At 49.1% G+C, this 26,047-nt stretch carries 29 protein-coding genes and 2 pseudogenes; 26 read left to right on the forward strand and 5 right to left on the reverse strand.

What is annotated here, in order from left to right:
• Window positions 1-59: 59 nt before the first annotated feature.
• Window positions 60-437, forward strand: coding sequence for a YkvA family protein (locus JRJ22_RS10185; RefSeq protein WP_206104343.1), 378 nt, complete (start codon window positions 60-62; stop codon window positions 435-437).
• Between the two features lie 26 nt (window positions 438-463).
• Here JRJ22_RS10185 and JRJ22_RS10190 read toward each other — a convergent pair whose 3' ends face one another.
• On the reverse strand, window positions 464-856 hold the full coding sequence (locus tag JRJ22_RS10190; protein ID WP_206104344.1) for a winged helix-turn-helix transcriptional regulator: 393 nt from the start codon (window positions 854-856) through the stop codon (window positions 464-466).
• 146 nt (window positions 857-1,002) lie between these two features.
• On the opposite strand from JRJ22_RS10190, the gene JRJ22_RS10195 reads away from it, so the two are divergent.
• The 3 genes from JRJ22_RS10195 to JRJ22_RS10205 all read left to right on the forward strand — a co-directional run bounded on the left by JRJ22_RS10195 (window position 1,003) and on the right by JRJ22_RS10205 (window position 3,014).
• The gene (locus JRJ22_RS10195; protein WP_206104345.1) at window positions 1,003-1,695 is read left to right on the forward strand and encodes an NAD(P)H-dependent oxidoreductase; all 693 of its coding nucleotides are present in this window, start codon (window positions 1,003-1,005) and stop codon (window positions 1,693-1,695) included.
• Window positions 1,696-1,911: 216 nt separating this feature from the next.
• Window positions 1,912-2,328: a CidA/LrgA family protein gene (locus JRJ22_RS10200; protein ID WP_206104346.1), complete on the forward strand. Its 417-nt coding sequence runs from the start codon at window positions 1,912-1,914 to the stop codon at window positions 2,326-2,328.
• Window positions 2,325-3,014, forward strand: coding sequence for an LrgB family protein (locus tag JRJ22_RS10205; protein WP_206104347.1), 690 nt, complete (start codon window positions 2,325-2,327; stop codon window positions 3,012-3,014). Before JRJ22_RS10200 ends, JRJ22_RS10205 begins: the two co-directional genes overlap by 4 nt.
• A gap of 22 nt (window positions 3,015-3,036) precedes the next feature.
• On the opposite strand, the gene arfA is transcribed toward JRJ22_RS10205, so the two are convergent.
• Entirely contained in the window at window positions 3,037-4,545 is a 1,509-nt protein-coding gene (gene arfA / locus JRJ22_RS10210) for an arabinosylfuranosidase ArfA (protein WP_269751879.1), read from the reverse strand.
• A gap of 150 nt (window positions 4,546-4,695) precedes the next feature.
• Between arfA and JRJ22_RS10215 the strand changes: the two are divergent.
• The 7 genes and pseudogenes from JRJ22_RS10215 (at window position 4,696) to JRJ22_RS10245 (ending at window position 9,218) form a co-directional block, all read left to right on the forward strand.
• A pseudogene (locus JRJ22_RS10215) lies at window positions 4,696-5,598 on the forward strand (ArsR/SmtB family transcription factor).
• Window positions 5,599-5,706: 108 nt separating this feature from the next.
• Window positions 5,707-5,880: a hypothetical protein gene (locus JRJ22_RS10220; protein ID WP_167347609.1), complete on the forward strand. Its 174-nt coding sequence runs from the start codon at window positions 5,707-5,709 to the stop codon at window positions 5,878-5,880.
• A gap of 188 nt (window positions 5,881-6,068) precedes the next feature.
• Window positions 6,069-6,254, forward strand: coding sequence for a hypothetical protein (locus tag JRJ22_RS10225; RefSeq protein ID WP_206104349.1), 186 nt, complete (start codon window positions 6,069-6,071; stop codon window positions 6,252-6,254).
• A gap of 190 nt (window positions 6,255-6,444) precedes the next feature.
• Window positions 6,445-7,002: a putative ABC transporter permease gene (locus JRJ22_RS10230; protein WP_206104350.1), complete on the forward strand. Its 558-nt coding sequence runs from the start codon at window positions 6,445-6,447 to the stop codon at window positions 7,000-7,002.
• A 239-nt stretch (window positions 7,003-7,241) separates the two neighbouring features.
• Window positions 7,242-7,610, forward strand: a complete 369-nt coding sequence (locus tag JRJ22_RS10235; RefSeq protein ID WP_206104351.1) for a DUF4362 domain-containing protein — start codon at window positions 7,242-7,244, stop codon at window positions 7,608-7,610.
• A gap of 52 nt (window positions 7,611-7,662) precedes the next feature.
• Complete coding sequence (locus JRJ22_RS10240; RefSeq protein ID WP_206104352.1) at window positions 7,663-8,136, forward strand: NUDIX domain-containing protein; 474 nt, start codon at window positions 7,663-7,665, stop codon at window positions 8,134-8,136.
• 287 nt (window positions 8,137-8,423) lie between these two features.
• Complete coding sequence (locus JRJ22_RS10245) at window positions 8,424-9,218, forward strand: lipid II flippase Amj family protein (protein ID WP_206105078.1); 795 nt, start codon at window positions 8,424-8,426, stop codon at window positions 9,216-9,218.
• 52 nt (window positions 9,219-9,270) lie between these two features.
• Here JRJ22_RS10245 and JRJ22_RS10250 read toward each other — a convergent pair whose 3' ends face one another.
• The gene (locus tag JRJ22_RS10250; protein WP_206104353.1) at window positions 9,271-10,053 is read right to left on the reverse strand and encodes a hypothetical protein; all 783 of its coding nucleotides are present in this window, start codon (window positions 10,051-10,053) and stop codon (window positions 9,271-9,273) included.
• Window positions 10,054-10,348: 295 nt separating this feature from the next.
• On the opposite strand from JRJ22_RS10250, the gene JRJ22_RS10255 reads away from it, so the two are divergent.
• From JRJ22_RS10255 to lepB, 3 genes are all read left to right on the forward strand, one after another.
• Window positions 10,349-11,215 carry an SDR family oxidoreductase gene (locus JRJ22_RS10255; protein ID WP_206104354.1) on the forward strand — a complete coding sequence of 289 codons (867 nt, stop codon included), beginning with the start codon at window positions 10,349-10,351 and terminating at the stop codon, window positions 11,213-11,215.
• A 114-nt stretch (window positions 11,216-11,329) separates the two neighbouring features.
• Entirely contained in the window at window positions 11,330-11,731 is a 402-nt protein-coding gene (locus tag JRJ22_RS10260) for a DUF4265 domain-containing protein (protein ID WP_206104355.1), read from the forward strand.
• Between the two features lie 22 nt (window positions 11,732-11,753).
• Window positions 11,754-12,251, forward strand: coding sequence for a signal peptidase I (lepB, locus tag JRJ22_RS10265; RefSeq protein WP_206104356.1), 498 nt, complete (start codon window positions 11,754-11,756; stop codon window positions 12,249-12,251).
• 7 nt (window positions 12,252-12,258) lie between these two features.
• Here the strand turns inward: lepB and JRJ22_RS10270 are convergent, their stop codons facing one another.
• Window positions 12,259-12,564 (reverse strand): Dabb family protein, encoded by a 306-nt coding sequence (locus JRJ22_RS10270; protein ID WP_206104357.1) that lies wholly within the window; start codon window positions 12,562-12,564, stop codon window positions 12,259-12,261.
• A 464-nt stretch (window positions 12,565-13,028) separates the two neighbouring features.
• Here JRJ22_RS10270 and JRJ22_RS10275 point away from each other — a divergent pair, with 464 nt between their 5' ends.
• From JRJ22_RS10275 to JRJ22_RS10310, 8 genes and pseudogenes are all read left to right on the forward strand, one after another.
• Window positions 13,029-14,057 carry an HD-GYP domain-containing protein gene (locus JRJ22_RS10275; RefSeq protein WP_206104358.1) on the forward strand — a complete coding sequence of 343 codons (1,029 nt, stop codon included), beginning with the start codon at window positions 13,029-13,031 and terminating at the stop codon, window positions 14,055-14,057.
• A gap of 173 nt (window positions 14,058-14,230) precedes the next feature.
• Window positions 14,231-14,968, forward strand: a complete 738-nt coding sequence (locus JRJ22_RS10280) for a GTP pyrophosphokinase (RefSeq protein WP_206104359.1) — start codon at window positions 14,231-14,233, stop codon at window positions 14,966-14,968.
• A 61-nt stretch (window positions 14,969-15,029) separates the two neighbouring features.
• Entirely contained in the window at window positions 15,030-15,896 is an 867-nt protein-coding gene (locus JRJ22_RS10285) for an HAD-IIB family hydrolase (RefSeq protein WP_206104360.1), read from the forward strand.
• Entirely contained in the window at window positions 15,889-17,535 is a 1,647-nt protein-coding gene (locus tag JRJ22_RS10290) for a glycoside hydrolase family 9 protein (RefSeq protein WP_206104361.1), read from the forward strand. The genes JRJ22_RS10285 and JRJ22_RS10290 overlap by 8 nt, the downstream gene beginning before the upstream one ends.
• A complete protein-coding gene (locus tag JRJ22_RS10295) occupies window positions 17,522-18,196 on the forward strand; it encodes an HAD family hydrolase (RefSeq protein ID WP_206104362.1) in 675 nt (224 codons plus the stop codon). The genes JRJ22_RS10290 and JRJ22_RS10295 overlap by 14 nt, the downstream gene beginning before the upstream one ends.
• Before the next feature lie 42 nt (window positions 18,197-18,238).
• The gene (locus JRJ22_RS10300; protein ID WP_232381097.1) at window positions 18,239-18,787 is read left to right on the forward strand and encodes a YfiT family bacillithiol transferase; all 549 of its coding nucleotides are present in this window, start codon (window positions 18,239-18,241) and stop codon (window positions 18,785-18,787) included.
• Between the two features lie 186 nt (window positions 18,788-18,973).
• Window positions 18,974-20,566 (forward strand): sensor domain-containing diguanylate cyclase, encoded by a 1,593-nt coding sequence (locus JRJ22_RS10305; RefSeq protein ID WP_206104363.1) that lies wholly within the window; start codon window positions 18,974-18,976, stop codon window positions 20,564-20,566.
• 150 nt (window positions 20,567-20,716) lie between these two features.
• A pseudogene (locus JRJ22_RS10310) lies at window positions 20,717-21,232 on the forward strand (cupin domain-containing protein); the annotation flags it as partial.
• Between the two features lie 394 nt (window positions 21,233-21,626).
• Here the strand turns inward: JRJ22_RS10310 and JRJ22_RS10315 are convergent.
• Window positions 21,627-22,619: an acrylyl-CoA reductase family protein gene (locus JRJ22_RS10315; RefSeq protein WP_206104364.1), complete on the reverse strand. Its 993-nt coding sequence runs from the start codon at window positions 22,617-22,619 to the stop codon at window positions 21,627-21,629.
• Between the two features lie 154 nt (window positions 22,620-22,773).
• Between JRJ22_RS10315 and JRJ22_RS10320 the strand changes: the two genes are divergently transcribed.
• The 4 genes from JRJ22_RS10320 to JRJ22_RS10335 all read left to right on the forward strand — a co-directional run bounded on the left by JRJ22_RS10320 (window position 22,774) and on the right by JRJ22_RS10335 (window position 26,031).
• Window positions 22,774-23,370, forward strand: coding sequence for a TetR/AcrR family transcriptional regulator (locus JRJ22_RS10320; protein WP_206104365.1), 597 nt, complete (start codon window positions 22,774-22,776; stop codon window positions 23,368-23,370).
• Between the two features lie 197 nt (window positions 23,371-23,567).
• Window positions 23,568-24,983 (forward strand): NAD-dependent malic enzyme, encoded by a 1,416-nt coding sequence (locus JRJ22_RS10325; RefSeq protein WP_206104366.1) that lies wholly within the window; start codon window positions 23,568-23,570, stop codon window positions 24,981-24,983.
• A 39-nt stretch (window positions 24,984-25,022) separates the two neighbouring features.
• Entirely contained in the window at window positions 25,023-25,568 is a 546-nt protein-coding gene (locus tag JRJ22_RS10330; RefSeq protein WP_206104367.1) for an ATP-binding protein, read from the forward strand.
• Window positions 25,569-25,572: 4 nt separating this feature from the next.
• Complete coding sequence (locus tag JRJ22_RS10335; RefSeq protein ID WP_206104368.1) at window positions 25,573-26,031, forward strand: hypothetical protein; 459 nt, start codon at window positions 25,573-25,575, stop codon at window positions 26,029-26,031.
• The last annotated feature ends 16 nt before the right edge of the window (window positions 26,032-26,047 follow it).

Genomic DNA, 26,047 nt, shown 5'->3' on the forward strand with positions numbered 1-26,047 from the left:
CGTAAAGTTCAGAGACAAGAATAGCAGAATGGGGTAAATGCTAGTAGGAGGGATGAATAATGGAACTGGACAAAGCTAAAATTCCGGCAGACCTTTCGGCCGGGGAATTTAAATACAGCCAAGCGAATGAGCAGCTGGTGAAAAACAACTTCTGGCGCAAAACCAAAAAATTCGCCGGCAAAATTCCGTTTACCAAGGATGCTGTAGCGATGTATTACTGTGCTCTGGATGCCAAAACCCCGCTCTGGGCCAAGGGCATTGCCTTCGGGGCACTGGCGTATTTCATCTCACCGCTCGACACCATTCCGGATGCCTTGCTCGGGCTTGGCTTTACGGATGATGCCGCAATCATTGCCGCAGCTGTGCGGGCCATTGCCGGACAGGTTACCGATGAGCACCGGCAGAAGTCCGAGGAATTTTTTGACGATGGCAACTGATACAAAAAGAGGGTGTGGCCTAGTGCCTACACCCCAACATCTGCTTCTATCTGTTCGCAGCTTTCCGAGGAAAGCTGTTTTGTTTTGTAAACCTCGCCCCAGTCCCGCATAAGCTTGATGATCGGAATCAGGGTTTTGCCGAATTCGGTCAATGAATATTCTACCTTTGGCGGAACCTGATGATAGACTTCCCGGTGCACCACACCGTCTTCTTCCAGTTCCCGAAGCTGGAGCGTCAGCATGCGCTGGGTAATCCCGGGGCAGATCCGCCGGAATTCATTAAACCGTTTCTTCTCATCCATCAGGTGGTATAACAGCACACCCTTCCATTTCCCTCCGATAACGTCGAGCGTAAATTCTACAGGACAGGCAATTGCGCCTTCCGGACACTCGCCAAATCCGCCTTTTCTGTCACGCATGGCGCTTCACCTCATAGTATCAATTTGTATACTACATAACAAAAATGTGCGTACTTCAAACTTTGATATATATACTTTATTATTATGCATGTGAGCAAGACTGAGTCAAATTAAACTTTAACAGGAATGGAAAGGGTGACTGGGATATGGAAACATTGAAAACTAAAGAAACCAATGCAGAGGTTAAAAAAGAAATACTGTCCGCCTTTGAATTCAGGCATGCCACTAAGGAATTTGACAGCAGCAGGAAGATCAGCGATGAGGATTTTCAATTCATACTGGAAACCGGGCGTTTGTCACCGAGCTCCTTCGGCTTTGAGCCATGGAGATTTGTCGTGGTGCAGAATCCGGAACTCCGCGAGAAGCTGCGTCTACATGCCTGGGGTGCGCAAAAGCAGCTGCCTACAGCCAGCCATTTTGTGCTGATCCTGTCCAGACAGCCTAAGGATTTGGCCGCCGACTCTTCCTTCATCGGAGGAATGATGCGGGATGTGCAGCAGCTGCCGCCTGCCGTCGCGGAAGGCAAACAAAAGGTCTACGATACGTTCCTTAACGATGATTTCGGGTTGAGGGACAATGAGCGGGCCCAGTTCGAGTGGGGAGCGCGCCAGACCTATCTTGCCCTTGGCAATATGATGACCAGTGCGGCACTGATCGGTATCGATTCTTGCCCGATTGAAGGATTCGACAAAGAGAAGATTGAGCAGACGCTGGAGGCGGAAGGGATTTTGGATCGTGAGCATTTCGGAATTGCCTGCATGGTTGCATTCGGATACCGGATTCATGAGCCGCGCGGCAAAACAAGACAAACCGCCGATCAGGTAATTCAGTGGGTGTAATGTAGGCGGCAGCTGCAAATTACCGGGATATATTAGAAGAAACCTCTCTATTGAAGCGGGTACAGATTAACCGCCGTTTATAGAAAGGTTTCTTTTTTGTGAAAATATTGAGAAGGTGCGAAAAACGATTGAAAATTTACTGAAAGGTCGCTAGGCTAAGAAGGTGATCATTTTTGATGACGTTTTTCATTTCAAGATCGAAGGGATTCCTGCAACATGAAAATCATTCGTGTCATTGCCGAGGTCGGACTATTGTACGTGTTTTATTTGATAGGGGACTATCTGCAAAAGCTGCTTCATCTCCCGGTTCCCGGCAGTATCGTCGGGCTTCTGCTGCTTTTTGTACTGCTGCTGCTCCGAATTGTACCCGTAAAGCTGATTGAGAACGGCTCTTCCTTTATTCTTGCCTATCTTCCTATGTTTTTCATACCCGCAACCGCGGGAATTATGAATCATCTGGACATCTTCAGTGGCAGAGGGCTGCTGCTGATTGCCATTCTGGTGGTAAGCAGCGTGCTTACCATGGTAGTGACTGCCCATTCCAGTGAATGGATCGCCGGCTTGAGCGCAAACCGCAGCAGCAGACGGCCCCTCCGCGCCAGAGGGATTAGAGAGAAGGGGAAGGAAGCATGAGAATTCTGCTAGCTGCCGGGTTCGTTCTGTTCAATGTTGTGATATATCTGGTGATGGCCCTGCTATACAAACGATACCGTCTTCCTGTCCTTTTACCGGCGTTGACTGCGACTTTTACTGTAGTTGTGCTGCTGCTAGGATTTCATATTTCCTATGACACTTATATGGTTGGCGGACAGTGGATTAACCGTCTGCTGGGACCCGCTGTAGTGTCTCTAGCTTATCCGCTGTACAAACAGCGGAATGTACTCTGGGAGAATCTGCCGGCGATACTAGGCGGAACACTAACAGGTCTGCTGGTAGGCATGCTGAGCGGGCTGCTGATGGCGGCCAGTCTCGGCTTCTCCAAAATCTATGTGCTCTCGATCCTGCCCAAATCGATTACGACTGCTGTAGCGATTCAAATTTCAGGCAACCTGGGTGGAGACTCCTCTCTAACCTCAGTTTTTGTAATGATTGCCGGGTTCACCGGTGCTATTGGCGGTCCTTACATCATTAAATTGTTCAGAATCCGCAGCGAATCCGGAATCGGTATTGGGCTCGGAACGGCATCACATGCACTGGGTACTGCCAAAGCGCTGGAATACGGTGAGCAGTCCGTCTCCATGAGCTCAGTCGCAATGACAGTATGTGCTATTGTAGGCTCAATAGTCGGTCCGCTTGTCGCCTGGATCATTTACCATTAACTGAATTGTTAGAGGTTATCTGCTAAGGGTTGACCCGCAGACGGATAACATTCCAGGAAGCTTTAGGCAGCAACGCGCTGACCCGCCCCCCCTCCGCTGAGGCATTTCCGCGATCATGAGGAAGTACTGTTCCCGGGTTATGACGGGTGTTGGCTGCGTAAATATCCTCATGTTCCAGTACGGTATGCTGAAGCACAGTTGCAGCACCGAAGCTGCGCAGATCCACAGCCAGCTCCAGGCCTTCGGACAGATGGCGGTTCACGGCAAATACCGTAACTTCACCCAGTTCTTCATTGTAGACGCTGACCGCTTCCAGATAAGGAACGTCAGAGAAATCCTTAGAATCATATTTCGGACTGGAGATTAGAGGGTGTAGTACTGTCCCCCGGCCATACATTGAAGCATGCATATAAGGGTAGTAGGTTGTCTGAAGCCAGAGCGGACCGCCGTTTTCGGTCATAATCGGCGCGATAACATTAATAAGCTGGGCGATACAAGCCATTTTTACCCGGTCGGCATGCTTCAGCAGACTGATCAGACAGCAGCCAACGACCAGCGCGTCTTCCAATGTATATACATCCTCAAATTCCGGCGGTGCGATCTGCCACAGCTGTTCAGCGCGGCTCGTCCCCTGGGATTTCCATACGTTCCACTCATCAAGCGAGAGGTAGATTTTTTTCTTGCTTTTCTTTTTAGCTTTGATATAGTCACATGTAGCAGCTACACTGTCGATAAACTGGTCCAAATCCAGTGACTGGGCCAGGAAGTTTGGCGTGTCCCCTTCGTTATTGTTGTAATAGGTATGCAAGGACAGGAAGTCCACATTGTCATAGCTGAGATCCAGTACGGTGGCTTCCCATTCCGCGAAAGTGCTCATTCCGCTGCCTGAGCTGCCGCAGGCGACAAGCTCAATTGTAGGATCAACCCAGCGCATGGCTTTGGCTGTTTCGTTCGCAAGTCTGCCGTATTCAGCCGCTGTTTTGGCGCCAATCTGCCACGGACCATCCATTTCATTGCCGAGACACCAGGTCTTGAAGCCATGAGGCGTCTTATATCCGTGAGCAATCCGCATGTCGCTGTAGTAAGATCCGGAAGGATGATTGCAATATTCGACCAGGTTTCTGGCCGCATCTATTCCCCGGGTTCCGAGATTTACCGCCATCATAACTTCGGAACCGACCAGTCTGGCCCAATCAGCAAATTCATTGGTGCCCACTTGATTGGTTTCTGTCGTCCACCAGGCTAATTCAAGAGAACGCTTTCGTTCTGCCTTGGGACCAACGCCGTCTTCCCAATTGTAGCCGGAGACAAAGTTGCCCCCCGGGTAACGGATGATCGGAACGTTCAGTGCACGTATAGCCTGTAGAGCATCTCCACGAAAACCTTGCTCATCAGCCGTAGGATGTCCAGGTTCATAAATCCCGCCGTAAACAGCCCGCCCTAAGTGCTCGATAAAGGAACCATATACCCTGGGGTCTACCTCAGCCAGCTTGAAATCCTTATCAACAATCATTGTCGATCGAATGGTCATCTTCATATCGCTCCTTGGTTTAGAATTAATGATTTGATTAATTCGTAATTCTTTTTTATGATTACATAATACGTATTTAAAGATATTATAGGCAATATAAATATCGAGGATTAATTAAATTGCTAATTCTGGTGAGGCGGAGGGTTTAGGGTGTACTTAACAACTGATTCTGAATCGCTTAAAGTGTATGAAGCACTGGCCAGCGAGGTCCGTCTGAGGATTATCGACCTGCTCGGCACGGAGGAAATGCATATTAAAGAACTGGCGTCGAAGCTTTACCTCAGCAGTGCCATTGTAAGCTCCCATGTCGCTAAACTGCAGAAAGCCGGCATTGTCAGCTCACAAATGAAAAGAATCGACGGCGGCACCTATAAATACTGCTCCCTGTCCGCCAATTTCCTGCAGATCAAATTGTCCGGAACGAAGGGGATTGCCAGAAAAGTAGTGGAAGTATCCGTCCCCGTAGGCCATTATACAGATTTGCAGGCTTCGCCTACCTGCGGCATTGCCACGACGGAGAAATTAATCGGATATTATGATGATCCGCGTTATTTTCTTGATCCGGAGCGGGTGGATGCGGGCATTCTATGGTTTGCCAAAGGGTATGCCGAATATAAAGTACCTAATTATCTGTTTATGGATCAGAAGGTTCAAGAGATTGAAATTTCGCTGGAGATAGGCTCGGAAGCTCCACATATCAATGAGAAATGGCCGTCCGATATCCTGTTTTCATTGAATGGACATGATCTGGGGAAATGGACCAGTCCCGGCGATTTTGGCGTAATGCGCGGACGCTTGACCCCGGCCTGGTGGAATTCCGATGTGAACCAATACGGGCTGCTGAAGGTGCTGCGGATAAACCGGGGGGGAACCTAAATTGACGGGCAAAAGATTTCGGCGGTTACGCTGGATGATTTATGCTGGCAGCAGGATCAGTGGACCTTCAGGCTTACAGCGGAAGACTCGACCCGAAGGCGGGGCGGACTGACGCTATTCGGCCGCGGCTTCGGAAATTACGAGCAGGATATTGTTTTTCGGGTGTATTATGAGTAGTGTCTATAAGACTGAACATCCTCCGGCAGAAAAAATGTTTGCGAAACAGTTCAACGGGTAACTATAACTAAGTGACCAAAAAATTGTTAAGCATGAGGAGGATTTCACATGACAGATCACATTCAGAACGAAGCGGATCTCCGCAATAAAGAGAACAAAGACGGCGACTCACTTGCGGAACGCAAAAAAATGGAGAATGGCGTAGATATTGAGCCGGAAGCTGATGACTGGGTAGCCAAACCAGCGGAATCCGCTCATCCGGACCCGCTGCCGAAGAACTAAATAGGGTTAAGTCAAACAGACTGTCCTGTGGGACGGTCTGTTTTTTATTGTGCGGACAGTTAAGTATTGAGCAGAGTTTAGTTAATATTGTATAATCTACCTGCGTACAACCATCTGTCTTCATTCTCCAGGATCATCACAGATTTCCCAGGTTATTAAGCTATTGAACTTGCGGGGAGGTAATGAAAATGCGTAGTCGGAACGAGAACGGCCGGTATAGGCATAAGCGCGGCGAGGCGCTGGCCGGCAATTTCGAAAAGAAGTACGGATCGGATGTTGGTGTGCGCAGCGAGGTGAAGCTGGAGACGCTGAAAAGGAAAAACGACAGCTCATCAATAACGCCGCTGCTCAAGGAACAGCAACATAAGGAGTGAACCCTCAGGTGTACCGTACCCAGTCTTTTAGCACAAGAAAATGTCCATGAAGCCAAGATATTGGCTACAGGGACATTTTTTTTGATTACCTGAATTACATAAAATGGGCTGCAGGATGGCATACTACCTCCCGGATGTACCTGATAACAATACAGGCAAATAGGGGGAGAATGGAATTAACATATTTCCGGTGCTGTCGCTGGATAGCCATAGTGTAGTTGTTGTGTCGGGTCAATATTTTTTTTATTTTATGATCTACTCTTTCTTTGGCTGGGTGCTCGAAGGAGCATATAATCTCTATAGTCAGGGAAGCTTCCGCAAAGAGGGGTTTCTCAAAGGGCCGTTTAAGCCGATGTACGGCTTTGCTCCCTTATTGCTGCTGGCAGCCCAGATGCTGAAGCTACCACTTCCGCTGTTTCTGGGGCTAGCCCTGATCATACCTTCGGCAGTTGAATATGCTAGCGGCTGGCTGCTGAAGTCGGCCTTCCATAAGCAGTGGTGGGACTATTCAGCAATGCCCCATCAGCTGCATGGACATATCTGTCTGAAATTTTCTTTATACTGGTGGGGGCTGGCCACTGCTTGTATCTATCTTCTTCAGCCATTAATGGAGCTGCTCTATCATCTTGTGGAGCCTGTTTGGCTACTGGGAATGCCGCTGATTATAATACTGTTCAGTGCCGATTTGCTATGGACCTGCTGGTCCCGGCGGCGTACCTTGAGAAGGCTGGAGCTGGGAGAAGGCTGATCACAAGGCATGATTATATAAGACACAACAATATGGGACATTTCTTAGCCGTTATGGCAAAGGATGTCCCTATTTCGCATGTCCACAAGGAAAAACACCCATCTATGTCAAATATAGTGAGAGAACTAACGGAACATCAGCCGGAAGAGATGTGAGGGGGTGGTAAGCTGAAGTCCGTTAAGGTTATTATTGTTGTCGGGACGCTGATTATCGGCGTTTTGCTGGGGTTGCTGCTGGCTGTGAGCCAACCTGTTACAAGAGATCAGCCAAATTTAATTACGCATTTTGACCAGACTGACCTGGAGAGAGTCAAAGAAATGATTCACCGTTTTGAAGAAGGCCAAGGAGATAATCTGACTTTCCTGCAATGGGGAATAGACAGCGGGCCGTTTATATATGATTTCTATAATGACGGACGGGTGCTGTACTTGAGGGTAGATCAAACACGGGATTACATGAGTACGAACCCAACAAAGACAGAGTATGTCTGCAGAGCCATTGAGCTCGCAGAGAGCGATGACTTATATAAGGTCGAACTGTCTGATTGCCGGAACTATCCCACAGACCAGCGGATCCCGATGGTTTCCTTCCCTAAGGAGAACCTGTAATCTGTCCATTGATATAATCATATAATGTATGGAAAAGAGAGGGGATACAAGCATGCCGATATCTGAATACTACCGCGGGCTGCGCAGCAAAGTAGGTACAGAACTGCTATTAGTGCCGTCTGTTGCGGCAGTCATACGCAATGAGGCAGGAAAGATCCTCTTTATCCGTAAAGGCGGAGAATCACTCTGGGGAATGCCGGCAGGTGCAGTGGAGCCTGGAGAAACGCCGTCCAGAGCGGTGCGGCGCGAGGTTTTTGAGGAAACGGGACTCATGATAACACCCGAGCGGATCATTGGCGTATTCGGCGGTGCAAAATATGCATACGAGTACAGTAATGGAGACCGTGTGGAGTATTCAATCACTGTCTTTGAGTGCTCAATCGTTAAGGGGACGCCAAGAAGCATGGATGGGGAATGTGAGGAGCTCAGATTCTTCAGTGAAGAAGAGCTGCCGAAGATTGCTATTCCCTATCCGCCGGAGGTATTCCGCCGGGGATCCGGTACGGTAAAAACGATTTTTGAATAAAATCTGCTGAATGACCTCTGAATATACACAGGTTGTCTAAGATTTTGCATGAAGGGGGCAGAGGTATCCGACGAATACAGAGTGATATTAATCTCATTACATACTACAGCACTTGTAACATTGGTTTTGGGTCTGGGCTCCAGAGCCTACTCAGAAGATCTGCCGCGGTTGTTGGCAAGCCACCCGGGTGATGCGCTGTGGGCGGATAATTAGCAAATTCAACCGGAAAGCCGGATTTATTTTAATTCCATGTTGCCAGATTTGGAGATGAGATTCCTGTAATGACCATGGTGAATAGCTTAATTGTGGTATGCCTGCTAACAATGATTATTAATACGGCTGAAACATTATCATATTCGGTCCGCTATGCCGGGGTTAAGCTGAACAAGATCGCCATAGCTTTGTCGCTGACCGGAATTATTGTACTTGTATCGAGAACGGCAAATATGATCCAGGCTCCACTGACAGCAAAATTTGTTGACTATTCCAATAATGCAGACACAAGTTTTCCGCTTGGTAATTATTTACGAATAATTATGCTGGCATCTTCACTAGGCACATTAATCGCCATTGCACTCTTCCCGACCTTTGTCGGCCTTTTTAGCAGGGTAATCTCCAAGCTGGAGGTGGAGGGCTCCCTTCCTAAGCTCCTGAGCAGCGTGACGGTAGAACAGCTTAAGAACACGCGCAAATATATCAAAAGACCCGGAATAAAGCTGCCCAGCTTCAGATATCTTGGAATTCCTAAGCGGTTTATCATCATGAATATTTTTGTTACCGGGTTCTATACCGTAGGGGTAATCTCTTCGCTGTATGCAGGGCATTTATCCCCTCACCTCCTGGCAACCGCTTCGAATGCCTCCGGTCTGATCAACGGACTGGCTACGATCTTGCTGACCATCTTTATTGATCCGCAGCTGGGAATTATTACACACAAAGCCACGGAACAAGCAGAATACCGCGATCAGCTGGGAAAAATCTATGTGCTGCTGATGTTCTCCCGATTCCTTGGAACATTGCTAGGCCAGCTTGTATTCATACCAGCAGCCCATTTCATCAGCTGGATGGTGCAGCTGATCTGATAAGGCCATTATTGAAGCGAAGCTTCAGCAGATCGATGATCGCAGAAGGGATTCAATTCGGGAATTTGGTTTCGGCTAATCGGAGGGCAGCGGAAATCTTTTGTTCCAAGCTATTAATTTGCGTAAGCCAGGTATGGATTTCCCCCATTTTGGTACAAGAAAGCTTCATTGCTGCCGCCGCAGTGACCGCGTCGCCCGCCTTCACTGCGGCTTTATAGCGTTTGTCAGCCTCCGAACGTACACTCTGGATAGCACTGACCTGTTTATTACCGGCCGTTACCTGCTTTCTTAGGCCAGCGATGGGTGAGAGTGCATCTTTGGCCGGCTTATTTCGTGCAGCGGCGGCTGCCTTGGCAACGGTAAGCGCGGTATTCTTGCTCTTAATCTCCGCCCGGGCTGCCGTTACTGCCGGTTTCAATTTATTGCGCTGCAAATCCAGGGCTGTGACTGACTTGAGATTCCCCGCTTTGCGCGCGGCGGTTGCCTGTTTGCCCAGCGCCGAATATTGCTCAAGCAGCACCGCATACTTCTTCTGCACCACTGCTGCTTCTGACTTAAGACGGCTCAGCAATGCCTGATCTGTTAATTCAAGCCGGGCTTTGATGACAGCAAGATCACTGATGTTCTGCTTGCGGAGGGTCTGATTACGCTTGCTCTCCGCCTTGACTGTTTCCTGCAGGCTGATGTAACTGCTGTACAATTCATTAATCTGGTTCAGCGCCTCATCCCAGCCGGAGGCTGCTGAGGCCTGGATGCTGTTCCCGGTGAGGAACGCCAGCAGTACCAATAAACCGGTAAATCTTCTGATACCATTCGTAATCACATGTTTAGCCATTTCAGTCAACTCCAGTCTTAATATTGTTATAGAGCGCAAAAAAAAGCACCCCCAAGAAAGGCAACAATGCCTGTCCTGCGAGGTGCTTCGCCCGCTCCACATGTGTAATTGTTATTTACTATAGCTTGAGATTATTGGAAAGTCAAGGAATAAAGGAACATTAGTTCGTTTACCAATGATTACCAATATATGTTACAATACTAGAATAACTGTGAAATACATTGCGGATACAACTACATAAGGAGTAACTCGCGAATATTGAAATGGGATCATCAATGAACCAAAGGAGGCAGACATGAATCAGATTCAAGACCTACCCTATGATCAAATAGCTCTTATTACTGGGACCTCCAGCGGTTTTGGACTGCTGACTGCGCTTACCTTGGCGGCAAAAGGATATCACGTGATTGCCACGATGCGTGATCTGGGCCGCAAAGACGAGCTTATCCGTCAGGCTGAAGAAGCTGATGTGCTCAATCGAATTCATCTAATGACGCTGGATGTCACCGATTCGGAGTCCATAGAATCGGTTGTTTCAGCAATTATAGACCGTTTTGGAAGAATCGACGTGCTAGTTAATAATGCAGGCTTTGCCGTTGGCGGGTTCGTTGAGGAAGTAAGTATGGAACAATGGCGTCACCAGATGGATACGAACTTTTTCGGGCTGGTGGAGGTAACGAAGGCTGTACTTCCTGTGATGCGGCAGCAGCGCGAAGGGAGCATTATCAATGTCAGCAGTGTCAGCGGATTAATCGGCTTTCCCGGTTACGCACCCTATGCCGCATCCAAGTATGCAGTGGAGGGCTTCAGCGAAAGTCTGCGCCAAGAATTGCTGCCCTTCGGTATCCGGGTCGTTCTGGTCGAGCCCGGCTCCTTCCGCACCTCGATCTGGGGAAAGGGCATTTACGGAATCCGGACAAGTGAAGATTCACCGTATTACAAGCAGCTTACTGAGGTGCTCCGCTACTCCCGTCGGACCGCAGAAACAGCACCCGATCCCCGCCAGGTGGCTGACCTGATCGGCAAGCTGGTCTTCTTGGGTGCGCCTAAGCTGCGTTATCCCATCGGCAAAGGCTCTAAGGTCCTGAGTATTGGCAAAGCGCTGCTGCCCTGGAAAACGCTGGAACGGTTCATCGCCAAATCCCTGTCGGGAATGAAATGACCACTCACCAAAGCATAAGCTCTTTTACTCCATACGCAGATTCATTGCCAAATTTCATGAGTTTGCCTAAAATGAAGGTTGATAGATTTTGTATATGAAGAATTGGGGTGTGTTATGCCGGATACAGTAGGACTACATATCTGTTTTGATGAACAGGGGCGTGAGATTGAGGTACTCGATGTGACTCCCGTGGCGGAGGATAAATACAGGATCGAGGAGACACCGATTTTCAACCCGTGCATTACGCTGGGAGATATTATCCGGGTAACAGAGAAACAGGGCATTTCGTATTACGTGGAGACGGTTCAGAAGTCCGCTTACCGGAGATATGCCTGGCTGCTCAGCAAAGAGGCGGCAGGTTCCCCGGAGATTAGGGATATGAGGCAGCGGGTGAAGGATAACGGCGGGAAATGGGAGCAGATCTTCGGCGGTTTGCTCGTCATCCACATGCCCAAAAATACCGTGATCGACACGGACGCGGAAATGTCGCGGATACTTGCAAAGTTCGAACTCTAGATATACATAACCGAGGTGGCAAATGAAAAAATTTCTGAAGCAGTGGGTTCCGAGTATAGCAATTGGTATCATCCTGTCATTATTTATCCGGTCTTATGTTGCTGAAGCAATGAGAGTTCCAACCGACTCCATGGTTCCCACGATAAAAGTGGACGACCGGCTGCTGGTAGAGAAGATGCTCTGGCTGACCACGCTGAAGCATGGTGATATCGTTGTGTTTAATCCGCCGGTCGCCGGTGATGAACAGAAGAAATATGTCAAACGTTTGATGGGCCTTCCAGGTGACACGATCGAAATTAAAGACGGCGCCTTGTTCAGAAATGGTGAAAAGATCGATGAGCCATATCTAAAAGAAACCATGAACTATACCTTCGGGCCGGTTACTGTTCCAGAGGAACACTATTTTTTCCTTGGCGACAACCGGAATATCAGCTATGATGCTCATTTGTGGGAGACTCCCTTTGTAGCCAAGGATAAGTTAATTGGTAAAGTAGTTGCCGATGTAAACGATCTTTTTTAGAACTGTATTAGCCTGTAACTGGGTAATCTACAACAATGACATTTTCGATTATTCCCTCTAGCATAGCCACAAACTCCTGGTGAGCCGGATGCGGCCCATATTGACGCAGGGCTTCCTGATCTGTAAAGGTCACGCGAAGCCCCAGCGTATATCCATGGATATTCCCCGTTTCCTCTGTCACATTAACCCCTGCCGTTAATCCGACAATTCCTGGTATCTGTTCCTTCAGCCTCAAAAGTTTCTGCACCAGCAGCTCTTCTGTTTGCGGTTCGTAATTACTGTTGAATTTAAAGACAACTAGATGCTCGTACATAATAATACCTCCTCAAAGTTACAGCTTAGCGTTCATTATACTACATAACTGAAACATGAAAGGATAAGCCATGACAGATCCTGTCTATGTAACGAGAATCAAATCTCTGTTAGCCCTTAGAACGATGCTGAAATCAAATCTATCCATATCGATGGTCCTTTAGTGGGGATTTTGCCGGTGAATACTAAAATTGTCCCGCTCAGACTATGTTTCAGGTTCACGGATGACCGGACACAGGCGATACAGAGTCTTCATGCCTGGGCCGAAATAAATGGAGTCAGGCTGAAATACGGCAGATTTGTGAAATGGATGTAATAATATTTGAAAAAGGCGGCTAAAGTAGGGATTCATTTGAACTACTCTGGGCAGTGAATGCGACTTTAACCATATTGTCACTAAAAGGTCATTTGGCTATGATCAATTTACACAAGGAATATTATTTTCTCAAGAAGGAGTGCTGCAACTTGAAAGTTCATGTCACAGATCTAAAACCCGGCGATTGTCTTATGACTGACACTTTCAATAGTGTGGGCTTGCATATATTGCCCAGCGGGACCATTGTCCAGCGTGAAGAAATCTCCCTGCTGATCCGGCAAAGAATAGAGTATGTATCGATAGTAGCCCGCGAGCTGCCGCAAACCATTGAGGAGCAGAGCCATGGTCTGCACGATGATTTTGATCAAGTAATCATGAATTATGAATCGACTTTCCTCGAGGCCCTTTCGCAGGGCAGCTTTACACCAGACCTTGTAGATGCTACATTACAACCGCTGCTGGAAACATTAGATAAGCAAAAGGATGTTGTATCCCTGCTGCTTCTGCTGGACCGTGAGGATGTTGACACCTACCAGCATTCGCTGCAGGTGGGGCTGCTGTCTTACTATATTGCGACATGGCTTGGTTACTCCAAAGAGGAGCGCTATAAGATCAGCCGTGCCGGCTACCTGCACGATATCGGCAAAAGCCAGGTGTCATTGTCCATCTTAAATAATTCGGGATGGCTAAATGCTGCAGAGGAAGAGGAATTGAAGCGCCACACCGCCTACGGTTACGATATTATCCGGAGATCCATGAAGGATGAAGCTACGGCACTGGTTGCGCTGCAGCATCATGAATATGAGGATGGTTCGGGGTATCCGGCCAATCTCCGCAAAAATGATATTCACCCCTATACTGAAATAGTTACTGTCGCAGATATCTATATGAAGCTTACTACGTCCAGGCTGAGCCGGCCGAAGCAGGGGCTTGTGTCCGTGCTGCGCCAGGTGCATGAAATGGGCTTTGGCAAGCTGAACGGAAATGTAGTGCAGGCTCTTACAGGGCATTTGCTGCCTGGGTTCGTTGGTAAGACGGTGCAGCTCAGCAACGGGGAAACAGGCACCATTGTAATGAACAATGCTCTTGATATCTTCAAGCCGCTGATTAAGGTGGATGAGGATTATAGGGATTTATCACGGGAACGCAGTCTTACGGTTGATGAAGTTTTTATCTAGATAATCAGGTTGTCATATAAGCAGCTATAGTATACAGGCTATCTTAACGGATCCGGAGTGACCCGTGGGGATGGCCTTTTTACATTCTACTGAATTTGAATTCCCTCTGTTAAATGGGCTATGATTACATCAGAGCCGGCCTATTAAACGGCGCGGAAAGAGGAGAAATGAATATGAATACAAGCAACCAGATAGAGAATTTCAAGCAGCTTAAATACGAACTTACCCGCTTTATGATGATCTATAAATTCGCCCTGGAAGAAATAGAGACGAAGATTGAAATTCTGAAACAGGAGTTTCAGATGCTCCATGACTATAGCCCAATTGAACACACGAAGTCCCGCATTAAATCTCCTGAGAGTATTATGAACAAAATGCTTCGCAAGAACAGCGAGCTCTCACTGCCTGCCGTCCGTTCCAGTATTAAGGATATCGCCGGCCTCCGCATCACCTGCTCGTTTATATCTGACATTTATCATGTCAGCGAAATGCTGCAGAAGCAGGATGACCTGAAAGTGCTTCAGATTAAGGATTACATCAAAAATCCGAAGCCTAACGGATATCAGAGCCTGCATCTGCTGGTCGAAGTGCCGGTGTTCCTGTCGGACTGCACAGAGATGGTGTGTGTTGAAGTACAGATTCGCACCATTGCTATGGATTTCTGGGCCAGTCTTGAACATAAAATTTTCTATAAATACAGCCAGTCGGTTCCTGAGCATCTGACCCGTGAGCTGAAGAATGCAGCGCTCAAAGCCAACGAGCTGGATCTGCAGATGGAGCGTCTGCACCGTGAGATTAAAGAAATTAAAGATGCCCAGGCCGACGAGGAAGTGCTGGAGTTCCAGCGGATCATGATTAACAATCAGCAGTTTAATTTGCCGGCTAACTTTATGAAGCTGCTGGGTGAATAATCATAGTCGAAACCTTCGATCAGCGTATAGCATGTAATTATCACTGTAAGGGGGATGATTCATGGCAAGGCAGGCCTATATTACGGATCTCGACGGAACGCTGCTCACCTCAGAACAGAAGCTTACAGACTACACAATTCAGGTGATTACAGCAGCAATGGAGCAGGGGGCGATCATCAGCTTCTCAACGGCCAGGGGCTTCATTAGTGCAGCCAGTGTAGTTTCGGAAATTGCCTGGAAGTATCCGCTTATTCTTTATAATGGAGCCCTTATTTATGACGGAATGTCCGGGACGGTGATCGACGGATACTGGCTGGATTGCTTTATTTCTAAGGAAATTATAAGCATCGGGCGGCAGCTTGGCGGGATTACTCCATTTTATTTCTCGCTGGATGATAATGACCGTGAGAGAGTGCTGCATGAACCGCTCAAACGCGAGGGCGATGTTGTGTTCTTTAACAGCCGTCCGGGGGATAAGCGGTTTCGGGAGGTGGACAAGCTGGAATGCCCGGCAGGACACCGGACTTTGATTATCACTTTTATCGGCCTGCTAGAAGAGCTTCAGCCTGTTCATCAAGCGGTGAAGCACAGATTCGGGAATAAGCTGCAAATCCACTTCATAAAGGACTTATACATAAAGGATCATTATTTCCTGGAATTCAGCCACCCCCAAGGCAACAAAAGCGAAGGACTCAAGTTATGGGCGCAGCATATCGGTCTTGAACCGCAGGATATTACTGTATTCGGTGACCACTTGAATGATCTGGGACTGTTCGCAGCCGCTGGAACAAGGATTGCCGTACAGAACGCCCAGCAGGAGATAAAAGCATTGGCACATCAGGTCATCGCTTCGAATAACGAAGATGGTGTAGCCAGATTCTTGGAGAAAACTTTGATGTACAAAAAGGAGCGGATACCAGGTGAGTGAGCAACAGGTTCGCGCAATTACAGTAGATCAGATCGGATATTCCACATACGGGAAGAAAATCGCCCTGTTAACCGGGACGGAGCATTCATTCCGGGTTGTGAATGCAGAGACGGGAGCGGTAGTTTTCAAGGGAGAATCTGCTGCCGCAGCAGACGATAAGGCCAGTGGTGCCAGAGTTCATGCCGCTGACTTCTCAGCGGTCACCGCTACAGGACAGTATTTCATTGAAGCTGGGGATGGGGCGATATCCGCAACTTTTGTCATTGCAGATAAGCCCTATCAGGAGCTGCAGAAGGGATTGTTGAAAGCCTTTTATTATTACCGCTGCGGGGCCGAACTAAGCGGGGATTATGCCGGACCTTGGGGACATGCTGCCTGCCATCTGGCAGAGGGAACCGTAATCGGCCAGCCTGAGCTGAAGCTCGACAGCAGCGGAGGCTGGCATGATGCGGGGGATTACGGGAAATACTCCGGTCCGGGCGCCAAGGCTGTCGCAGATCTGCTGCTGGCCTATGAGTTATATCCTGCTGCATTTGCGGGTGACTTTACACTCCCGGAAAACGATGGGACGATGCCGGATGTACTGCTGGAGTGTAAGGTAGAGCTGGATTTTCTGTTCAAAATGCAGGAGGCCGGCAGCGGCGGGGTCTATCATAAGCTGACCACGCTGAACTTTCCCGGCCTTGATGTTATGCCGGAGGATGACACGTCAGATCTGTTTTTCTCACCAGTATCCGCTACTGCTACAGGAGACTTTGCCGGGGTAATGGCGATGGCAGCAAGGATCTATAAGCCATTTGATGAGTCCTATGCAGACCGTTGTCTTGAAGCAGCGTCTGCCGCCTGGCAGTGGCTGGAGCAGCATCCGCAGGAGCCTGGCTTTAAGAATCCGCCGCAAATCACGACGGGTGAATATGGGGATGCCGAAGATCATGACGAACGTTTCTGGGCAGCAGCGGAACTGTACCGGACGACAGGCGAAGAAGTCTACCATAAGGCTGTCCAAGAGTTATCCAGGCTGCCATTCCCCAAATTCAGCCTTGGCTGGGCGGACATGGGCGGTTATGGTACATTGGCCTATCTGCTGAACGGTGAGGCACAGGGGGATCAAGCACTATACAGTTCCCTTAAGGAAGGGCTACTTACGGAAGCGGAGCAGCTTGTCCAGGTCAGCCAGACGGACGGATACCTCATTTCTCTGCGGGAAGAGGATTATATCTGGGGCAGTAATATGCTGGTGATGAATAACGCGATGCTGCTGCTGGCTGCGGAGCTTTTCAGCGGAGATGCCCGTTATGCCGATTGTGCACTGGACCATCTTCACTATCTGCTGGGCCGAAATGTGCTGGATATCAGCTATGTGACCGGTTTTGGCGACCGTCCGGTATTGCATCCGCATCACCGCCCGTCTGTAGGCGATCATGTGGAGGCACCGGTTCCCGGACTTGTGTCCGGCGGGCCTGATCGCGGATTGCATGATGAATATGTCCTGCAGCATTTGCAGGGTAAGCCTGCGGCGCAGTGTTTTGCCGACCATGAACTCAGCTACTCCACGAATGAGGTTACGATCTACTGGAATTCACCTGCTGTCCTGGTGGCGGCGAGGTTTAATACACAGGTGAACCATGGGACGTTATAAAGTCATCAGCCTGGATATGTTTCAGACATTGGCAAATATTCAGGACCGCAGGGCATATGTGTGGAAGCCGATTTTGCAGCAGGACTATAGCGAGGAACGGGCTTTGGCGCTTGGAAGCATGCTGCTGAGCAGCTATCATAGGTTAGCTTCTGAGATACGGGATAACGGAGATTTTTGGACCAGTAAAGATATTTATACCCGCAGCTTCCAACAGGTTTTTCAGCAGCATGGGGTGGAATTTGATCCTCTTCAGGCAATTGATATTCTATTTGCACAGCACCGGCTGTCCACGTTATATGAGGATACGGAGCGTTTCCTGCAACAGATATGTGCTAAATATCAGGTCTGCATCGTCAGCGATACTGATGAGCTGATGCTTCCGGACTTTTATCAGAATTATAGGGTAACCCTGTTCACCTCGGAAATGCACAGGTCCTACAAAAATGACAGCCGCAACGTAATGTTCCAAGAGGTCATTGCCCATTACGGCGTAGAACCTGTGCAGATTATCCATGTAGGAGACACAGCATCGGATGTGTTAGGTGCGGCAAGAGCGGGGATTACCGCCTGCTGGATCAACCGGGACAAAGCCGATTGGCAGCAAGCGGTGAAGCCGGATTTTACAGTAACAACCCTGGATGAGTTATTTGAGCTTCTATAAGGCGGCTAAGCTGATGGCTCCATTAAAAGGAGGGCAAAGTAGATGAGCAGTTATACTGAGGATGACATGGAGCACCTATGTTACCCCATTGGAAGGTTTGCGGCCAAGGAAAACCGGAAGGCGGACGAACGGAATCAGGATATTCTAAAGATTGGCCGACTCCCGGCTGGCTTAAGTGAGGCCGTGGGCCCGCTCACATTAGAGCAGTTAAGTACCCCTTACCGGCCTGGCGGCTGGAGTGTTGCACAGGTTGTTCATCATCTTGCTGACACGAATATGTTCGCCTATCTCCGCTTTAAGCGGGGGCTTACGGAAGATGCACCGCAGATTCCAACCTACCGGCAGGACCTGTGGGCGGAACAGAGCGATTATCTGGAAGAGCCGGTAGAGTCTTCACTCCGGCTGCTGGAGTATCTGAACCCGCGGTTCATGAACTTGCTGAGTTCACTGAGTGATGCTGATTTTGACCGGATTTTTGTGAGTGCAGGCCTTGGGACGATGAGCCTGGATACAGCATTACAGAGATATATCTGGCACAACAGCCATCACATTGCGCAGATCACCTCGCTCATCAAGCGGAGCGGATGGTAATATAAACAAGAGCAAGCGGAGCAGGAGGCACTCCTGCCGCTTGCTTTTTTTCTTTTGCAGATATATAAATCGTGCCCAAATCTGCTCCATCATGCAAAAAATGGAAATGAAATCTGTATGTAGATTCTCTTTCTTTATCGTATATAATTATACCAAATGGGCACAGGTACATAAGGAGGTCGGGGAATGCCTACACCACATAGAGCAGAAACCAAATCAAGAATGAAACTCAGCCTCACTTTGCTGCTGATGGCGCTGGTGACAATGGTGTTTCTATTGACAACTACGATTCTGCTCATTGGGTCATACCAATCTAAGAAGAAATCACTAATAGAGACAACGCTTAATTTGAATTATGCCAATGCGGAAAGAATGAGTAAAACGGTAGATTCATTGTTCCGTTCGATGCGCAGCAGCCTGCTTTTCAGTGCGGATCAAATCGCCAGTATGGAGGCATCGCGGCCTGAAAATATAGATGCTTATCTAGATTTAATGCGCCACAGCAGCAATTACTTTAATTCAATTATTCTGTTTAACGAAAACGGATCGGTACTGAATAATTCACCGAAAACGCTCGGGATGATGGGGAAAAGAATTCAATCGCCTCAGGTTCTGGAAGCTCTCCGGCTGAAGAACTCCTATCTGTCCTCACCGTATACTTCGTCCACTACAGGCAGGATGATCTTGTTCATGAGCGAACCGCTGTATAACAAAGACAGACATTATCTTGGACAACTGGCAGGTACGGTCTATCTCCGGGATTACAATATTCTGAATATGATATTCGGGAACAATAATATTGATGAATCCGGTTCGTATTACTATATTGTCAGCGCTGAAGGGCACGTGCTGTTTCATCCGGACGCAGAAAGAATAAATAAGGATATTAGCAGTAACGAGGTCGTCCAGAGATTAAAGAGGGGGGAGAGCGGGAAGATGCAAGCACTGAATACCAAAGGGGTATCCATGCTTGCCGGCTATTCTGCGGTTCCCGCTAATAATTGGGGAGTCGTTGTTGTATCGCCAGTTCATGTCATTCAGGAACAATTGCTGGCTCACTTACGCAAAATTCTGGCTTACACGATCATTCCATTCGTTATTTTGCTGCTCAGTGTGTTTATCCTTGCACACCGCTTAGCCAAGCCGTTCGTTGTCCTGGCCGACCTGGTGAACAGAATCGGCAAAGAAAATGTCGAGCTGCCGGAGCTCAAACCTCATTGGAACAGGGAAGTTGATCTGCTCACCAAAGCAGTGGTAATGGCCTGGACGGACATCCAGAAGCAGACCGATCAGCTGACCCAGGATGCGATGACCGATCTTCTGACCGGTCTTACTAACCGCAGAGCGCTGGATATCAGCATCAATCAGTGGATAGCGGCCCGGGTACCTTTTTCCGTAATCGTTCTGGATGTGGACAAGTTCAAATTCGTCAATGACACTTACGGTCATTTGGCTGGTGATGAGGTGCTTAAAAGCGTTGCGGAAATCCTTACTGCAAGTATCCGTCCCGGCGATATCTGCGCCCGTTACGGTGGTGAAGAATTTGTTCTGCTGCTTCCTCGGACGAAGCCCGATCATGCTTATACAGTGGCCGAAAGAATCCGTAAAGCACTGGAAAAAAGTGAAGTTCCCTTACCGATCAAAGTGACTTCCTCGCAGGGAATTGCCCATTATCCCACACACGGGCGTACCCGGGAAGAATTGCTTGGACACGCAGATGAAGCTTTATACTCCGCCAAACATACTGGAAGAAACCGTACAGTTATCGCGGGAGAGTAAGGAATTGAAGCATCTTCCCCAGGGAGGGTGCTTTTTTAATGCGGCCCTTGAACCAAGAAAATCATCACCTTGACATAGGCGAATACATATCCTACTTCAGAACGAAAAAAATGGGCTCCGAAGAAAGGAAGGATTCGCGTGACTTTAAATATGGATTATACTTCCCCCAATACTCAATTCACCTTTGATCTGAACTGCAGCACCTTGTTTAAGAAGGATGACTGCAACTATATCAACGTTATGGGGATTAAAGAGCTGAATACGCTGGATAATACGTCGCTGCTTGATATTTTTCTCAGCAAATCCAATGTGGTCGAACCGCATTATCATCAAAATGCCGCTGAGCTGGTCTATTGCATCTCCGGTGAGGCAGTAGTTTCCTTGATTAATCCGTTCACGGGTGAGCTGCTGCATTTTCCGATTACACCAGGCCAGGTAGCTAACGTGCCGCAGGGCTGGTGGCATTACGAAGTTGCAACGGTTGATTGTACGCATCTGCTGGCTATTTTTAATGCTCCTACACCTCAGGTCATTCTTGGATCGGATATTTTAAGCAAAACACCGGCCCGTGTGCTGGCTCATACTTACTGTCTAAATGAGGCTATGCTGAAGGAGACGCTGGCTCCGCTGAAGCCAATGACGTTCATTGGTCCTCCGGCGGATTGCTGTGAACCGTCAAAGACAGCCGCCGAAAACGTAAAAGAAGCCATGATAGCACCGGCGAATTTAGCTCCGGTGAACATGGCTCCGGTGAACATGGCTCCGGTGAACATGGCTCCGGTGAACATGGCTCCGGTGAACATGGCTCCAGTGAACATGGCTCCGGTTATGGCAACAGCAAATCTGTCGCCATACATGTATCAGCCGGCTCCGCAGAGCTTCGGATACCAGCCTATGAGTGTTCACGGCTACTATGGTCAGCCTTATGTTCAGCAGACCTACCGTCAGCAGCCGTATGCTCAAGACTATCCAGCCTATCCGAACGCAGGAACAGAGAACGAGTAGGTTCAGCTACTGCCAAAGAAAGCCTCCCTGGAACGACCCCGGGAGGCTTCTGCTTCTAGGACAGGCGGACTAGCACCCGGCCTCTAATATTTGAATGTAGAATATCTTCGAGTGCGGCAGGCAGACCGTCCAGTGTGATCTCGCGGTCAACCAGTGCTTCAAGCACCTCCGGCTTCAGATCTGTTGCCATCCGCTGCCAGATGTTTTTGCGTTTCCCGGCAGGACAGGACACGGAATCAATACCCAGCAGGCTGACCCCACGCAGGATAAATGGCAGCACTGTTGTCGGAACTGCCGTGCCGGCGGTTAGGCCGCTTGCAGCTACAGCGCCGCCGTATGTGATCTTGCTCAGCACGGCTGCCAGCGGACTGCCGCCTACTGAATCTACTGCTGCCTGCCAGAGCTGCTTGTCCAGCGGCTTCAGCGCACCACTGCCTACATCCTCACGGGAAATGACCTCTTCCGCACCTAAAACCTGCAGATACCCGGCTTCGTCTGTTCTGCCTGTGCTGGCAGTTACCTGGTAGCCTAGTTTGGCCAGCATCGCTACTGCCGCACCGCCAACTCCGCCTGTTGCTCCGGTGACGAGTACCTTGCCTTTATCCGGCGCAGCCCCGTGATCTTCCAGCGCCTGAATGGACAGCGCGGAGGTAAAACCGGCCGTTCCGTAAATCATTGCTTCCCGCAGGCTAAGACCATCCGGGAGCGGAAGAACCCAGTCGGCAGGAATTCTGGCATATTCACTGAAACCGCCAAAATGGGAGACGCCAATGCCATAACTGGTGGCGATGACAGACTGGCCTGCCTCAAACCGGCTGTCGGCCGATGAGATTACTACCCCTGACAAATCTATCCCGGGGATAAAGGGATAATTCCGCACAATATTTCCATTTGGAATGCTGGCTAATCCGTCCTTATAGTTTACGCTAGAATAGGATACCTTGATCAGCACCTCACCTGCAGGCAATTCTTCCATTGCCACTGGCTTGACCTCCACTGAGAAAGTATCTGACTTGTCTACAACCAAAGCCTGAAAAGTATTTGACATTTGATGTTCCGCTCCTCATCCGGACTGTATTTATAAGCCTGTTATATATTAATTATTCTGACCGGTCAACTTTTTTATTACCATGATATAATACACACATATATATTGAACTTAATCAATGATTGCTTTACATACCTAATATTATGGAGGTCCTATGGTACGTTACAAGAAGTCGGAAGAGAAACGCAAACAGATTTTGTATGCCGCTTTTCATTCGCTCTCCGAACGCGGATACGATGCAGTAACCCTGCAGACCATTGCCGATCATGCGGAGGTCAGCAAGGGGGTTGTCCATTATTATTTCGAGAATAAGGAAGCGGTTCTGGTTGAGCTACTCGAGTGGCTGACCGCCAAAATCTCTGCAAAGGAGCGAGCAGCGGTTGCTGAGCAGCATACAGCCACCGGCAAGCTGACAGCCTATATCAGCTCCGCCTTCCCAGGCCCGGACCAGAACCGTTCCTTTTACCGCGTCTATTTGGATTTCCTGGCGAGAGCCAGCCGCATTCCGGCCTACCGGGAGATTAACAAAAGGTTCTATGACAGTTGCGCAAGTATCAGTACGGAGATAATTAGGCTCGGACAGCAGGAGGGGATTTTCGCCAAGGGCCTGTTTCCGGATACAACAGCCCCCGTAATCCGTGCGATCATCGACGGCTGCCTGATCCAGTGGCTGATGTCGGATAAGGACGAGCTGCACGGGTTGTATAAGGACTCCTGTTATGGTGCTATTATGAAGGTGCTCAGCGTGTGAAAGCTTGTGAATAACAAGAAGGAGGATATACATTCCTGCGGAAATAGTTACAATTTTGCAGACCGTTATCTTCGTGATTATGTTAAATTATGGGTTGATGTGGTGGTAATTCTCTTTATGAAATCTCTTCTATTATGTACATTGTGTGAACTGTAGTATAGTAGATATAGAAAATTTTGGTCTGGGAGGCCTGTTCTATGTCAATCGCTACTACAATGATTATTCGCCTGGAAATCCGCAAATCGGTTGCTTCATTCGGTGATGTAGCTTCAGCGCTCGCAGCAGCGGGCGGGGATATAGTAGCTATCGACGTTATCCGCGCCGGGAAAGAGTTGACCATTCGCGACATTACCGTAAATGTCCAGGATGCGGCTAACGAAGAGATCCTTACCGTGCTTTCAACCTTGCCGGGGATCAAAGTCATCAATGTATCGGACCGGACATTCCTTGCCCACATCGGCGGTAAAATTGAGATAACCCCTAAGATGCCGATCAAAAACCGTGAGGATCTCTCGCTGGTCTACACCCCAGGTGTCGCCCGTGTCTGTATGGCTATCGCGGAAGACCCCGGCAAAGCCTATTCTCTGACTATGAAAAGAAATACGGTAGCTGTCGTTACCGACGGTACAGCAGTACTCGGTCTCGGCGATATCGGCCCAGAGGCGGCAATGCCGGTTATGGAGGGGAAGGCAATGCTGTTCAAGCAGCTGGCAGACATTGATGCTTTTCCGCTCTGCCTGGACACGAAAGACCCGGAGCAAATCATCAGCATCGTGAAAGCGGTTTCCTCCGGCTTTGGCGGAATCAATCTGGAGGATATCAGTTCTCCGCGCTGCTTTGAGATTGAACGGCGGCTGGCTGCTGAGCTCGATATTCCTGTATTTCATGATGATCAGCATGGTACAGCAGTAGTCGCATTAGCCGGCTTGTTGAACGCACTAAAAGTAGTAGGCAAGGAGCTCGCAGAATGCCGTATAGTTGTTGTAGGCATCGGTGCAGCTGGTGTCTCCATCTGCCGCCTGCTGCTCGCGGCAGGCGCCGCGAATATATATGCTGTTGACCGGGAAGGGATTCTTAGCCGGGAGCAGGATTACAGCAATGCCGAATGGCAATGGCTGGCCGGAGCGACCAATCCCGAGGGGATTACGGGCGGCTTAACGGAGGCCATACGTGGAGCGGATGTATTCATTGGGGTATCCGGACCAGGCGTGCTGACCGTGGAGCAATTACGGAGCATGGCCAGTGACAATATTGTATTCGCGATGGCCAATCCGTCCCCGGAAATAGAGCCTGAGCTGGCAGAGCCTTATGTCCGTGTGCTGGCGACAGGCAGAAGTGATTATCCGAACCAGATTAATAATGTGCTGTGTTTTCCGGGGATTTTCCGCGGAGCACTGGATTGCAGGGCCAAGACAGTTAATCTGGAGATGAAGCTCGCGGCAGCCCGGGCTATTGCTTCGGTGGTTCACCACGACGAGTTGAATGAGCAATATATCATTCCGAGTATTTTTAACGAAAAAGTAGTCGAGCAGGTACGGCTGGCTGTAATCAAAGCTGCTGTCTCTACAGGAATGGCCCGCCGCATTCCACCGGATATCTCGGAAGAGGGCTGACCCGGCTGCTTGATACGGGATAGGGATCTGGAGGTATAGATGAAGAGCAGGATTCATATTATGGGTGCTTCGGGGGCAGGTACGAGCACGCTGGGGCATGCGCTGGCCGGACGGCTGCCGCATGAACATCTGGATAGTGATGACTATTTTTGGGAGCGGAAGTTTTCGAAGCAAAGTGATATCCGTGAGCGGCTTAGCAAAATAAGGTATGATCTGGAGCACCGGGAGCCATGGATTCTATCGGGGGCTGTTTGCGGCTGGGGAGACGGACTCCGCTCTTATTTTGATCTGGTCATCTTCTTGTGGATTCCCCCGGAGCTAAGGCTGGAGCGGCTTAGAGCCAGAGAGTTCGCACGTTACGGTGCAGAGTGTCTGCCCGGCGGGAGCAGGTACGAGGATGTGCAGTCATTCCTGGAATGGGCTAGCTTGTATGACACGGCAGGGCCGGAGGTTAGAAGCCGAACGCTCCATGAAGCCTGGATGAGGGAGCTCCAGTGTCCGGTTCTGCGGCTGGATGGTAATCTGTCCGTCGAAGAACGGGTGGAGGCTGTGCTGAGCTACTTATCCTGCGGAAGAGAGGAGTAAGGACATGAGGAAGATTGTACTTATGCGTACATTGCTGCTGTGCGGACTTATGTTTATACTGAATTCCGCCTGCAGCAGCGGAACCCTTTATCATACCTATACTTTTTCCGGAGAGGGCAAGCACTGGTCAGCAATCTACAGTGAGACGCTTACAGAGAAACCGGTCCATTCAGAAGGAAAAGCAACGTATTACCAGCCTTCCAGTGAGTATGCCTTCCAGCTTGCCTACAAAGGGAAATCTGGGGATCTGAAAGAGATTAAGAAATTCACCTTCGGCTTTGATGCGGTTGGGCACGGGTCCAGTCAGACGATGGAAGGGCCTGTAAGGATCGAAAGTCTGCGAATGCAGGGGACTGGCGGCGGATTGGTGGGCCGGGAGGAGTCAGTCATTAAGGTGAGTGTCGATTGGGACGGACAGAGTGAGCAGTTTGAACTGCGGACAGACGGGGCTGAGCCGGAATGAGAATGGGTCTAGTAGG

Source organism: Paenibacillus tianjinensis, assembly GCF_017086365.1.
GTDB lineage: Bacteria > Bacillota > Bacilli > Paenibacillales > Paenibacillaceae > Paenibacillus_AQ > Paenibacillus_AQ tianjinensis.